General features: G+C 63.6%; 10 protein-coding genes. 6 read left to right on the top strand and 4 right to left on the bottom strand.

Annotated features, from left to right (window positions below; translation table 11 throughout):
* Positions 1-201: 201 nt before the first annotated feature.
* The 4 genes from GCT19_RS12420 to GCT19_RS12435 all read right to left on the bottom strand — a co-directional run bounded on the left by GCT19_RS12420 (position 202) and on the right by GCT19_RS12435 (position 3,792).
* On the bottom strand, positions 202-951 hold the full coding sequence (locus GCT19_RS12420; protein ID WP_152852111.1) for an SDR family oxidoreductase: 750 nt from the start codon (positions 949-951) through the stop codon (positions 202-204).
* 154 nt (positions 952-1,105) lie between these two features.
* On the bottom strand, positions 1,106-1,387 hold the full coding sequence (gene pqqD / locus GCT19_RS12425) for a pyrroloquinoline quinone biosynthesis peptide chaperone PqqD (protein WP_013089229.1): 282 nt from the start codon (positions 1,385-1,387) through the stop codon (positions 1,106-1,108).
* Between the two features lie 86 nt (positions 1,388-1,473).
* Complete coding sequence (gene pqqA / locus GCT19_RS44800; RefSeq protein WP_083788695.1) at positions 1,474-1,548, bottom strand: pyrroloquinoline quinone precursor peptide PqqA; 75 nt, start codon at positions 1,546-1,548, stop codon at positions 1,474-1,476.
* 258 nt (positions 1,549-1,806) lie between these two features.
* On the bottom strand, positions 1,807-3,792 hold the full coding sequence (locus GCT19_RS12435; RefSeq protein WP_018432172.1) for a sigma-54-dependent Fis family transcriptional regulator: 1,986 nt from the start codon (positions 3,790-3,792) through the stop codon (positions 1,807-1,809).
* A gap of 438 nt (positions 3,793-4,230) precedes the next feature.
* Here GCT19_RS12435 and GCT19_RS12440 point away from each other — a divergent pair, with 438 nt between their 5' ends.
* From GCT19_RS12440 to GCT19_RS12465, 6 genes are all read left to right on the top strand, one after another.
* Complete coding sequence (locus GCT19_RS12440) at positions 4,231-5,958, top strand: methanol/ethanol family PQQ-dependent dehydrogenase (protein WP_018432173.1); 1,728 nt, start codon at positions 4,231-4,233, stop codon at positions 5,956-5,958.
* A gap of 119 nt (positions 5,959-6,077) precedes the next feature.
* Positions 6,078-7,352, top strand: coding sequence for a c-type cytochrome (locus GCT19_RS12445; RefSeq protein ID WP_152852112.1), 1,275 nt, complete (start codon positions 6,078-6,080; stop codon positions 7,350-7,352).
* 86 nt (positions 7,353-7,438) lie between these two features.
* Positions 7,439-7,753: a high-potential iron-sulfur protein gene (locus tag GCT19_RS12450; RefSeq protein ID WP_018432175.1), complete on the top strand. Its 315-nt coding sequence runs from the start codon at positions 7,439-7,441 to the stop codon at positions 7,751-7,753.
* Between the two features lie 176 nt (positions 7,754-7,929).
* Positions 7,930-8,340, top strand: coding sequence for a GFA family protein (locus GCT19_RS12455; protein ID WP_026228043.1), 411 nt, complete (start codon positions 7,930-7,932; stop codon positions 8,338-8,340).
* Between the two features lie 425 nt (positions 8,341-8,765).
* Positions 8,766-10,070: an ATP-grasp domain-containing protein gene (locus GCT19_RS12460; RefSeq protein WP_152852113.1), complete on the top strand. Its 1,305-nt coding sequence runs from the start codon at positions 8,766-8,768 to the stop codon at positions 10,068-10,070.
* Between the two features lie 10 nt (positions 10,071-10,080).
* Positions 10,081-12,780, top strand: coding sequence for a CoA-binding protein (locus tag GCT19_RS12465; RefSeq protein ID WP_321576794.1), 2,700 nt, complete (start codon positions 10,081-10,083; stop codon positions 12,778-12,780).
* Positions 12,781-12,926 lie beyond the last annotated feature (146 nt).

Raw genomic sequence — 12,926 nt, forward strand, 5'->3', positions numbered from 1 at the left:
GCCTGCGACTCAATAACGTTGCGCTCGCCGTGGGCAACCTGGGCTCGGTTTCGTCATGACCGTAGACATGGTGTGGGCTGACCAGCCGTTGAGCGCCGAGCGGCGCTCAACCTTGTTGCGCGATCCGGAAGGAAACCTGATTCATATCGTCGGCCCGATATTGGGCCGCACCTGAGACCGCATCGGTTTCGATCGCGTCGCTTAAAGCTGACTCATGCCGCCATCAGCAATGATCTCCGTGCCGACAATGAACGCCGATTCGGGTGCCGACAGATGCAACACGGTGGACGCAATTTCCTCTGGCGTGCCGAAGCGTCCCAGCGGAATCTGATTGAGAATTTGAGCGGCGGTGGCTTCGAGAGTCGCGGCATCCATGCCGAGCTTGCCATACAGCGGCGTTTGCACGGGCCCGGGGCTGACCACATTCACGCGCACGCCGCGCGGCAATAGTTCCGAGGACAAAGTCCTGGCGAGCGAAATCACGGCAGCCTTGCTGGCCGCATAAACGGATGAACCCGGCATGCCGATGTGCGCGTTGATCGAGCCGTTGATCACCACCGAAGCACCATTATTCAAATACGGCAGCAGCGACTGGATCTGAAAATAGGCGCCCTTGACGTTGGTATTGAAGCTCGCGTCCCAGAGCGCTTCGTCCACGTCAGTGAACGGCGCGAACTTTGCGGCGCCCGCGTTGATGAAGACCGCATCGAGCTTGATGCCTGCATCGCCGATCGCACGCGCAAGCTCGCGCGCGGCCGCGACCGATCCTGTGTCGTTACGAACCACCGCCGCGCTAGCGCCAAGCCCCCGTTTAGCCTCTTCGAGGGCCGCGCTGTCACGGCCCGTGATGACTACCCGGGCGCCTTCCGCGGCGAACGCCTTTGCTGTGGCGAGGCCAATTCCGCTGCTACCGCCAGTGACCAATACAGATTTGCCATCAAATCGCGTCATGTCTTTCTCCAATGAGTCAGGTGAGTTACCGCGATTCAATGATGCGCCCTTTCAATTGAAATACCGTACGGTCCGGGCGATGCAATCGTTCGAAATATTCGAACATCTTTCGCGATCTAATGTGCGGGCAACGCGCGCAAGGTCCTGGGCCGGGTCAATCCAGCCAGCCGCGCAGCCGCGCGTGATCGAGAAAACGATAGACGTCGGGCGCAAGTTCGGACGTGCCGAAAAGCCGTTCGAGTTCGCCGATGATGTCGTCGAGCTCGTGTGCTCCGTCGCAACGCGCGAGGATCGCGCCGGCACTAGCGTTGAGCTTAACCATGCCTTCGGGGTAGAGCAGCACGTAGGTGTCCTGCGCCGCTTCCCACTGCAGGCGGAAGACGCTCCGCAGGCGGGGGCGCAGCGGCACGCCGCTATCGGCGTCACGCGTGTTCATCGCGATCCTGGTGTCTTCATCGTCGTTCGTTGCGTACGCCGCCCGCGGCGCGACTGATGCGGCGCGGGCGGCACGCCGCAGCCCGCTCAGCGATTGGCGATATACATCGTGATTTCAAAGCCGAAACGCACTTCGGCGTACGACGGGGTGATCCATTGCATGGCATGTCTCCTTGTTTGCGATTGGATGGAAGAACCGCACTCGATGCGCGGCCGTTCCCTTCAAAGCAAAGGACATGCCGGTGTCGTCACGCGAAGCGCGGTTGGAGATTCGGTGACGAAAGCAAGACGAACGCGTCGCTATATGACGCATTCGGGAGATAGGCAGTGTTGATTTTTGGAGCACCACCGCTGCGGGATGCAACAGTGGTGTGACAGCACGCTGGCGACACAGGAGTGCCGATGCAGGCGGCAGGTGGCTCAGAAGTCGTCCACCGCACGCCCGGGCTCGGCCGCGGGCATCTTGCGGTAGATCATGTTGCGCGACACGCCGAGTTCGCGCGCAGCCGCCGACACGTTGCCGCCATGTCGCGCGAGCGCCGCCGCAATCACCGACACGGTCACGTCCTGCAGGCGCGCGCACTCCGGCACGGACGCACTGCCCGCGCCGCGCGTATCCACCGCGCCGCTCGACGAAACGCCACAGCGCAGGTCATCGAAGAAATCATCGGGCAAATGCTCGCGCCGGATCTCGCCGTCCGCGTCGACCATGGCCGCCGCGGTGCGCAGCAGGTTGCCAAGCTGCCTGAAGTTGCCCGGCCATGGACAGCGCTCGAACATCGCCATCACGTCGGGCGCGACGTGAAGCGGCTGCCCGCTCGCGCTGGCGAGCGACTCGCGCAGCAACATCTTCTGGATCACGACCGCGAGATCGGTCCGGTCGCGCAGCCGCGGCAGACGCACCACGAGGCCGTTGAGCCGGTAGTAGAGATCTTCGCGGAAGCGGTTCTGCGCGATCATCACGCGCAGGTCACGGTGCGTCGCGCAGATGATCGCGACGTCCACCGCAATGCTCCGCGTCGAGCCGAGCGGGTTGACGACGCGTTCCTGCAGCACGCGCAGCAACCGCACTTGCAGCGAATACGGCATGTCGCCGATCTCATCGAGAAACAGCGTGCCGCCGTTCGCCTGCAGCAGCTTGCCGATGGCGCCTTTGCGCCGCGCTCCAGTGAATGCGCCCTCCTCGTAGCCGAATAGCTCGGATTCGATCAGCGTCTCGGGAATCGAAGCACAGTTGACGGCGACGAACGGCCCGGCGTGACGCGGCGAATCGTTGTGAATCGCCTGCGCGAGCAGCTCCTTGCCCGTGCCGGTCTCGCCATTGATCAGGATCGGAATGTCCTTGCCGATCACCCTTTTGACCTTCGCAATGACCGCGGCGACCTGCGGGTCGCCCGTGTCGAGATAGCTCAGACGCGAAAGCCCGGCAGCGGTCTGCGGCGGTTCCTCGCGCGCCGCCGCGCGCGCGCCCTCGTGCACGGCGACAGGACGGCTGCCCTCGGCCAGCGACGCCCGCCTGAACTGCACCCGCGCGCAGACCACCGCGCCGCTGCTCAGGTTGAGCATCAGGTGCGGGTCGAGGTTCGCGCGCGCGCGATCGATCAGTTGCGCGCTGGTGGTCTGGAACAGCGATGACAGCGTATGCGCGCGCAGCGCGGCGAGCGACATGCCGAGCTGGAACTGGGCACTCCGGTTGGCCGACAGAAAGCGTCCGTCGCTCGTGAACGCGACGATGCCTTCCATCAGCGTGCCGAGAAACTCCGGACGACTATGGAAGGACACTTGCAGCGTTTCGTGGAAGGTGGTCGTGAACAGATGATTCTCGATCATCTGCACCGACATTTTGGCGAGCGCCATCGTGTGCTGATGATAGCTGCGGTAGTCGCCCGTCACGTCGAGCACGCCGATCGCGTCGCCATACGGATCGAGAATCGGCACGCTCGAGCAGGTCAGGAAGCGGTTCGCCGCGAGGTAGTGCTGGTCGCCGTGCACGACCATCGCGCAACGCTCGGCCAGCGCCGTACCGATCGCATTGGTGCCCTGGCGGTCCTCGGCCCAGTTCGCGCCGGGCCGCAGCGCGACTTTCTCCGCGCGCGCGAGAAAGTCGTCGTCGCCGATCGAATGCAGGATCAGCCCTTCGGCATTGGTCAGCACGATCATGCTTTGCGTGTTGGCGATCTGCTCGCGCAGCGTCTCCATCACCGGCATCGCGTGGGCGCACAGCACCCGGTTCTGCTCGCGTTTGAGTACGAGATTCGCGTTCGAAAGAACCTCGTATTCGGGTCGCGCCGACGCGCACAGACCAAACGTTTCGGACCTTTCGTGCGCTTTCCGAATCGCCGGCGCGGGAAAGTCATTGGACCGGACGGCCGTCTGAGCCACGGTCGGGTGAACGTCATCGCGCATTGTCTCCCTCCAGGAGAGCCTGGTACCTTGCCAGGCTTTTCTTCGTGCTCTTAAGCAAGCTCCGGGCCATCCGTTTCATCAACGGTGGTGAAGCGAAGAGGCTGTATTACCGCAAATTGATGCGCGCCGCGATATGCGGAGTCACCCGAGTGGCGCTTAACCCCCGCCGCTCGCGTCGCCCTCGCCCGAGCGATGCGCGCGAGCGCCGCAACTGCGCTGTTTCTCAACACTCCATCGCCCGGTGTTGTACCAGGACGCAACAGATGGAGCGCCGCTCGGGCGGTATATCCCACAGCACGTTTCAGGCGCGCCGCCGCTTCGGACTCGCTCACAAAAATGGCATGCGACTTGCAGTAACGGCATCGCAACCGGATCGACACGGAACGAAGGGGCGACGCCTCTCCCGGCACTGCATCGACAAACACTCAGGAGACGACCATGAAGAACCGTTCGCCCGCCGCAGGCCGGCTGGCTGTCCTTGGAGCGAGCATCGCGATTGCGATGGCACTGAACGTGGCTCCGGTGGATGCCGCGCCGGACTATCCCGCCGTGACCTACGAGCGCCTCGCTCAAGCGCAAAGCGACCCGGGCTGGCTCACCTATTACCGCAGCTATAGCGGCCAGTCACATTCACCTCTGAAGCAGATCGATGCGTCGAACGTCGCCGGGCTCAAGCAGGCCTGGAGCTACCAGTTCCCCGCGGAACTCAAGCAGGGATTCGAAGCAACCCCGATCGTCAACGGCGGCTACCTTTTTGTCAGTACGCCCAAAGACAACGTCTATGCGTTCGATGTCAAAACCGGCACGCAGCTGTGGAAATACGAGCCGAAGCTCGGCGCGCTATCGTTCAAGACCGCCTGTTGCGACGTCGTGAATCGCGGCGTCGCGCTGTACGGCAAGAACGTCTACGTGGCGATGCTGAGCGGCGAGGTGGCCGCGATCGACGCGCAGAGCGGCAACGTCGTGTGGAAAAAGCAGATGTTCGAACCGGGTCTCGGCTACGCGTTCTCGCTTGCACCGCTCGCGCTCGACGGCGCGATCGTGGTCGGCACGTCGGGCGGCGAGTATGGGATTCGCGGCTATATCGCCGCGCTCAATCCCGACGACGGCTCGATCATCTGGAAGCGCTATACGATCCCGAGTGCCGGCGAGAAGGGTAGCGACACATGGCCCGACGGCATGCAGGAACATGGCGGCGGCGCGGCGTGGCTGACCGGCACCTACGACGCGGCCACACAGACGCTGTACTGGGGCGTCGGCAATCCGGGGCCGTGGCTCGCCGCGCTGCGTCCCGGCGACAACCTGTACTCCGATTCACTGCTCGCGCTCAACCCGAAGAACGGCGAGCTGAAGTGGCACTACCAGTACACGAATAACGACACGTGGGACTACGACGGCGTCAATACGCCGGTCCTTGCCAACATCAGCTACAAGGGCAAGCCGTACGACGCGATCATCCATGCCGACCGCAACGGTTTCTTCCACGCGATCGATCGCAAGACCGGCAAGCTGATCTACGCGGAGCCGTTCGTCAAAGCGCTGTCGGTGACCGGCTACACCGCCGACGGCAAGCCGATTCAGGATGCAAGCCGGTTTCCGAAGGCCGGCACGACGATCAACACGTGCCCGAGCTTTCTCGGCGGCAAGAACTGGTGGTCGACCTCGTACGATCCCGAGCGGCATATCGCGGTGGTCCCCTCGCTGCATGCGTGCATGAGCCTGTCCGGCAAGTCGGTCAGCTACATGGAGGGTCTGCCCTACCTCGGCGAAGGCTTCGAGATCCAGCCTGAACCGGGCAGCCAGGGTTATGGCGAGCTTCAGGCGATCGACGTCAATACCGGCAAGAAGCTGTGGGGTCACTGGACCAAAATGCCCTGGAACGGCGGCGTCGCCACGACGGCCAGCGGCCTCGCCTTCAGCGGTTCGCTCGACGGTCATCTGTACGCGTTCGACGTGACGACGGGCAAGGTGCTGTGGGAGAGCCCGCAACTCGCGAGCGGCATCGTCGCGCAACCTTCCGTGTTCGAAGTGGACGGCAAGGAATACGTGGCCGTGCTCGCGGGCTACGGCGGTGCGAATCCGATCTGGGGCGGCCCGATGGCCGACGTCGCGAAGGACGTCCCGCGCGGCGGCACGCTGTATGTGTTCGCGCTCGATCGCACCTGAACGCGGCAGCCACTGCACCCGCCTCGTTCTGTACCTCGGACTCTCGCAGCTGCATCTCTCCGCGCCCGCACGCAGCTAATGCGGGCGCGGTGTTCCCGCCATCACAGGAACGCACCATCATGAACATTCGACTCACTCAGGTTGCTCTCGCCAGCGCGCTCGTCGCCGGCGCCGCGCAGGTTGCCGTCCATGCGGCCACGCAGACGTCGTCCAGCGTGCGCGTGTGCACGATGCCGGGCAGCCCTTCGGCCGCGCTGGACAAGTCCGTTGCACGCGCGGTGTTGAGCACCGCGGGCATCGCCGCGACCTTCGCGACGCGCGGCATCGACGACAACGGCGACGACGACGGCATTTCCGCTCGCGAGCTATCGAAATCGCTGCAGCGCGACTGCGATGTGATCGCGGGCTTTCCGCGTTCGAGCGTCGCCGACGGCGCCGACTCGCAGTTGCTCTTTTCCCAGGGCTATCTGCACTCCGGCTATGTCAGCATTGCGCTGCGCGGCGACCATGCGGCCAGCACTAATGTCGCGGCACCGGACGGCAAGATCACGATTGCGGCGACCTGGTCGAGCCCGTCACAACTGATCGCGGTCCAGCAGAAGAACGCGCGCTTCGATCTGGAAACCACCTCCCAGCTGACTGTCGACGCCGTCGCGAAAGGACGCGCGCAACGTGCGATCGTCTGGTACCCGGCCGTGGTCGCGTATCGACATGCGCACCCGCAGCAGCACTTCGACGTCGCCGTTGCCGAATCGCCCTATGCCGACTGGCATCTCGTGTTCGCGTCGGGACCCGGCACGCAGCAACTGCAAAAGCGCATCGACGACGCACTCACGCGCTTGCGCAGCGATGGGCGGCTCGCGGCGCTAACGCGCAACTGGGCGTTACCCGCCACGATCGCGACCGGTTCGGCGACCACTCGCGCGAGCCTCGTGCGCAGTCCGGCACGCTATCTCGACGGCCCGACGCAAGCGTCGCCGCGCGCGGACGTATGGCGCGTGAGCGGCATGCCAGCCTCCGGCGGCTTCATCAAGGTCGCGGCGACGACCGAGGCTCCGTCGTTCGATCACGATCAGGTCGCCCACGGTGAACATCTATATGCCGATTCATGCGCGAAATGCCACGGCGAGAAGCTCGAAGGCAACACCGCGCCTTCGTTGATCGGACCGTCCTTCGCGCCAGCGGCCAACTCGCATCTGACGATCGGCGGCATCTATCAGTACATGTCGACCAACATGCCCGCGGATCATCCCGGCAAGATGAGCGACGAGGAGTACGCCGACCTGATGGCCTATCTGCTCTATACGAATGGCTACGACACGGGCAACGTGAAGCTGACCGCGCAGGCCGCGCAATCCTCGACCACACCGCTGAACGCGGGACCGCGCCACTAACACGTTGCTTCGCATTGCATTGCAGCGCCACGCCGCTTCGATCGAATGCGGCATGGCCGACCCATTTCTTTTCTCAGGACATCATCATGGTCTCTCACAATCGCAGACATTTCATTCTCCAGGCCGCGGGCCTGTGCGCCGCGCTCGCCAGCGCCGACCTCGCGCTCGCCGCGCCGCCGCCCGTCGATGAAAACGACGCCACGGCCGGCTCGCTCGGCTATCGTGCGAAAGCGAGCAGCGTCGACGCCGCGAAGTTCCCCAAGTACCATGCGGGCCAGACCTGCGCGAACTGTCGTTTCTATACCGGCGCAGCGGGTGAGGCCGCTGGACCGTGCCCGATGTTCCCGGGTAAATCCGTTGCGGCGGACGGCTGGTGTAATGTCTATGCGCCACGAGTTTGAGCGCTGGTCTGCGGGTGCGCCACGAAACGGCGCACCCGCGACGGATCAGCCGACGCTTCGCTCGCTGATTCGATGCGATTGCTGAACGACGTTGGAGCTCTGCTAAGCTACTGTCCGCCGCATGTGTTCTTAGTCTCCCGAACAAACAGCGAGAACATTTGAACCGGAGCAGATCGATGTCAACTCCCTGGACGGGGCGCTGCCTGTGCGGCGCGGTGCAATACAAAGCTGACGGTGATTCACTCGCGCAACTCATCTGCCATTGCCGCGATTGTCAGCGCGCTTCCGGTTCCGCGGGTTTGCCGGTCGTCGTGGTGAGAGCGGCCAGCTTTTCGTTCGAAGGTGAAATCAGGCCTTATACGAAGATCGGCGGCAGCGGAATGCCGACGACGCGCAACTTCTGCCCTCATTGCGGCAGCCTGCTATTCGGTACGCCGCATCACGCGCCGGATATCGTGACGCTCTACGCCGGCACGCTCGATGATCCTTCCAGATTCAACCCCGAGTTCGCTCAGTTCACGTCGGAACGCCATCGACTGGACGCCCACCTGCCGGACATGCCCCACCATCCGCGAAGAGCCCCCTGACCGGCGCAATCGCAGGGAAACCTGCCTCATCAAGGCCTGCCCTCACCGGTCGCAGCATTGGCATTGATAACGCCCATGCATCAATGCTTCCAAAAATCGCACTTCTACTCCTGGTCTTCTTGCGCAACTATGTGTCACAGAAGCCCGAGAAAACGGTTCAAAAGAACAGCGCATTAGAAGAAGAACCCACAAGCGCGTGACGCCGTTCCTATCAGCGCATCCAACTGCGAGCTCGAGTCACGTTCGCGGCGCTGCGCACCGACGCATCTTTTGCACGACGCACGTCGCCGTTGATTCCCGCTGCCACAAGCACGCGCGCTCGACGACGCGGGTTTCGCTCGCACCTGCTGCGAGCGAAGCGCAGCACTGGTCGCATGCAAAGCCGCTTTCCGTTCATGTCGCAAGAAAATTCAGGAGACTTCTACATGCAAATCACTGGAATGCTGCACGGCGCGCGCCTGCTGCAATTTGTCGGATTTCCGGCCAGCGAAGTGCTGGGGCCCGGGGCGAGCGAGGAAGAGATCAAGTCGCTGATCGACCGTCACAAGCAGATCTTCATCAAGCCGGTATTCAAGGGCGGCGTGGGCAAAAAAGGCAAGGCCGGATTGCTCGGCCGCGCGACCGATCTCAAGACCGCGCTTGCGGAGAAAGAGCGCCTCTACTTCGCCGAGCATATCGTGGGGCACGTAAGGGCCAAGGCGAACGGCGTGACGTTCGAAGCCGGAGTACCAGCCAAACACGAAGTCTACTTTTCGATTACCGATTCCACCCGCTTTCGCGCTCCGACCATGACGCTCTCGCATAGGGGCGGCATGGATATCGAGGAGGTCGATCCCAGGCACGTCGCAATGGTGCCCTTCGATGCGTTGACCGGCCTGAAAGCGTTCGTCGTCGCCAATGCGCTGAGCGAGATCGGTGCGCCGCGCGAGATCATTTCTCCGCTCGTGCAGCAGTTGCCCAAGCTCTGGGAGCTCTTTCACGACTTCGGCATGACGACGCTCGAACTGAATCCGATCCGCATGCGCGAGGACAAGAAGGGGCGCCTCATTCCGGTGGCCTGCGACTTCAAATGTGGATTCGATCGCGACGACCCGCGCTTCTCCCGTCTCGGCCTGCCCGCTCACCTGTTCGCCGCGGACTACTCGGACTTCGAGCAGGAGATCAATCAGCTTCGCACTCACCAGGGTCAAAGCGATGTCTACGTGATCAACGACAACGGAACGATCCTCGCGCCCACGTTCGGCGGCGGAGCCAATTCGCTCGTCACGGAGATGTTGGGCGACGCGGCCATCATCTCGTCGGATTTTGGCGGCAATCCGCCCTACGAAAAGATGAAGGAAGTGGCGCGCATCTGCTTCCGACATTGGCTGAAGCAGTCCAACGTACTGTTCATCATCGGCGGCAAGTCCAACAACACCGACATATACGAAACGCTGCGCGCGATGGCCGATGCACTGCGCGAGCACTTCAGCGAGCACGGTCCGACGCCGCTCTATGTCGTCCTCGGACGCGGCGGCCCGAACCTCGTGCGCGGCATGTCCGCACTGCGCGACACCTGTGATGCGCTCGGCCTGCCCTATCGCCTCTTCGGCTTCGATTCCGACATCAGCGAAGTGATCCAGTACGCACGGAAGGCCGATGCATGGATGCAATCCGGCGGACGCGCGCAGGTCGCGGCGCATATCGGCGCGCGCGAGGCGCACCCGCAAGCAGAAACGCACGTGGCCTAAGGAGATAGACGTGGTCAAGCAAGGAAACAATCATTTCAGGTATTTCGTAGGCATCCAGTCGCTCGCACACATCGCCACGCGCGAAGACCGGGTATGCGTGCTCAACATACTGGGCGGCGAGTCGTCGGAGGTGACGCCGGTGAGCCATGCGTTTTCGGGCGCGAACGTCGTGTTCGGCACGGCGCCTGGCAAAGGCGGACAGGTGCTCGCGACTCCCGCGGGCGACATCCCCGTCTACAACAACGTGCGCGAAGGCCTCGAAGCCGGGCACCGGTTCAATTGCGGCGTCGTGTACCTGCCGCCTTCGGCCGCGCGCGACGGCGTAGCCGAATTGATCCGCGTGAATCCCGATCTGCGCAAGATCTTCATCATCACGGAGAAGATCTCGGTGCACGACGCACGGGAAATTCGAGCGATGGGCCAGCAGGCCGGCATCGACATCTTTGGTGCAAACGGACTGGGCGTCGCGGATTCGTGGCAGCGCGTGCGCATCGGCGGCGCGCTCGGCGGCGACGATCCCGGCGCGACTTTGCGGCAGGGCTCCATCGCGATCTTTTCCAACTCGGGAGGATTCAGCACCACCATCGCGCAATATCTGCGCATGAGCGGCTGGGGTACGTCGACCGTGGTCTCCAGCGGCAAGGACGTCTACATCCACTATGCCGCGCCGGAATTCGCCTTCGCCCTCGCCAACGACGCGCGCAGCAAGGCCGCCGTGCTGTACTGCGAGCCGGGCGGCTACTACGAGGCCGACGCCGCATTCACGAAACCGGTCGTCGCGTGCGTGGTGGGACGCTGGAAGAGCCGTCTCACGCGTGCGGTGGGCCACGCGGGCGCGATGGCGGGCGGCGCCGACGATGCGCGCGCGAAAGAGCGCTGGTTCATGGAGAAGTTTGGCGTCGAGCGGCTCTTCACGCCGGACGATCCGTGCTGCTCGGCAAAGGGCGCGGTGGTGACGAACATCGCGCACATTCCGGCGGCACTCACGGCGGTGATGCGCGAGAACGCGACGATGCCCGACTTCGAGCCCGAAGGCAGCCTTGCGCTCAAACCGTGGTTTGGCTCGGATCAGGGTCTCGCACTGCCCGGTGAACTCGCCCTGCCTGTGGTGGAAGCCATCGCGCCGTACAACGAGCAGGTGGCGCGGGTGAACAGCCAGATAGGCGCGGTCCCGCCGCGCCAGCCGATGAAGGATGCGTCGGGCGCCTCTCAGATGGATGCGAGCTCGCAGGTGAGCAGCCTGCACGGCGTGTCGATGCTCGAAGCGGCGACCCACTCGCTCGAAGAGAATGTCTGTCTCGCGCTACTGCACGAATTGGGCGGAGCGAACGACGCGAAGCTCATCGACGTGGCGGTTGGCGCAGCGGTGAACTTGCACGGCACGCCGGAACTGGCGGCCGCGCAGGCTTCGCGCGAGGCGGGCAATGCGCCCAACGCCGTGCTCGCGGCTGCGGCGGCGATCGTCGGGCCGATTCGTCAGCGCGCCGCGCGTGAGGCGGCAGCACTCATGATCGACCGCTTCGCGGCAGCCAGGCTCACGGACGCGTTCGATGAGACTTTCGATACCGATGCCGTCGATACCACCGGCAGCGCGGCGCTCTTCTCCGCTGAACCCGACCCGAAAGCGCAAGCGATGCTCGCGGCGCTCGCCGCGCGCGGCGTGAGTTCCGCAATCATCCGGTGGCTGGCGTGCGGCCCGGGACATCCGCATTCGGAAGCCGTTCTCGCGGCCATCACGACGACGCTCGCCTGGGGTCCGCTCATGCGCAAGCGCATCTCGCGCCTGACGGCGGAAAGTCTGCCGTGGTGGACGAAACTCTTCGGCACGATGATCGGCGCTTCGGCGGATGCTTCGCGCCACAGCTCCGAGGGCTTTTGCGGCTTCGCCACCGAAGAGCTGCTTGGCGAGCGCACCGTGACCGAAATCGCTTTCGCGGCGCTCCTCAACCTGAAACCCAGCGCCGACGATTTGTTCGCCTTCAGGACGCTCGCCGGCTTGTTGCTGACAAACGGACCAGGCGCAATTTCGGCACAGGGCGCAAAGGGCGCGGTATCCGCAGATGGCCCCGAGAGCCCCGAGCGCGTGCAGCTGAACAAGGCGCTCGCGGGGTTCCTCACACACACCGGCTATACGCATGGCGGCAACGGCTATGAAGGCATTGCGTTCCTCAACGAGGCGTTCCGCGAAAGCGGCCTCGATGATCCTTCCGATGCGCACCATGCCGTCGACCTGGAAGCGCTCGCGCGCCGCTCCGTCGATCGTTACGCGCAGTACAAGGCACGCCAGAAGCATGCGGGCAGTCTCGACATCGCGAAACTTCCGGGTGTGAATCATCCGGTCTTCAAAGACAAGCCGGTGAATCACGACCCGCGCGAGGTCTTCATAGCGAACCTCTATGAAGCTCGCGGAGAGTACAACGTGTTCCATGCGTATTACCGCGCGCTCGTCCAGGCGCTTTTCGATGCCGGCGTGTCGCGTAACGTCTATTGCGTCAATGTCGACGCAGTGATCGCCGCGCTGCTGCTCAAGATGCTGTGGAAGCCGCTCAGGCGCGGAGCGTTCAGCGAGGCGGATCTCGAAACGGCCGCGTTCACGATCTTTCTCTATCCGCGCATGCTCGGCTGCGCTGCTGAAATTGACGATCACCTGAACCGCGGACGCAATATGGATACGCGCACGGCCGCTTCCCAATGCCACTTCGTGGCGTGACGAAAAAGGCCTCTGACGGCCGCCGCCGTGCTCGCATTGCGCGGCGCGGTGGCGACGGCGGCAGGGCCGCGATTGATAACGGCAGAACATCAATCGTTCCAAAAGTTGCACTTATCGTTTTGCCGCCTCCAGGCCAATATTTCCAA

The organism is Paraburkholderia atlantica (assembly GCF_009362785.1).
In the GTDB taxonomy this organism is placed as follows: Bacteria; Pseudomonadota; Gammaproteobacteria; order Burkholderiales; family Burkholderiaceae; genus Paraburkholderia; species Paraburkholderia atlantica.

Excerpts from the sequence above, each read along its gene's own strand:
- GCT19_RS12455 (WP_026228043.1), top strand. The coding sequence starts at position 7,930 with ATGTCAACTCCCTGGACGGGGCGCTGCCTGTGCGGCGCGGTGCAATAC.
- GCT19_RS12460 (WP_152852113.1), top strand. The coding sequence starts at position 8,766 with ATGCAAATCACTGGAATGCTGCACGGCGCGCGCCTGCTGCAATTTGTC.
- GCT19_RS12435 (WP_018432172.1), bottom strand. The coding sequence starts at position 3,792 with ATGCGCGATGACGTTCACCCGACCGTGGCTCAGACGGCCGTCCGGTCC.
- GCT19_RS12450 (WP_018432175.1), top strand. The coding sequence starts at position 7,439 with ATGGTCTCTCACAATCGCAGACATTTCATTCTCCAGGCCGCGGGCCTG.
- GCT19_RS12440 (WP_018432173.1), top strand. The coding sequence starts at position 4,231 with ATGAAGAACCGTTCGCCCGCCGCAGGCCGGCTGGCTGTCCTTGGAGCG.
- pqqD (WP_013089229.1), bottom strand. The coding sequence starts at position 1,387 with ATGAACACGCGTGACGCCGATAGCGGCGTGCCGCTGCGCCCCCGCCTG.
- GCT19_RS12445 (WP_152852112.1), top strand. The coding sequence starts at position 6,078 with ATGAACATTCGACTCACTCAGGTTGCTCTCGCCAGCGCGCTCGTCGCC.
- GCT19_RS12420 (WP_152852111.1), bottom strand. The coding sequence starts at position 951 with ATGACGCGATTTGATGGCAAATCTGTATTGGTCACTGGCGGTAGCAGC.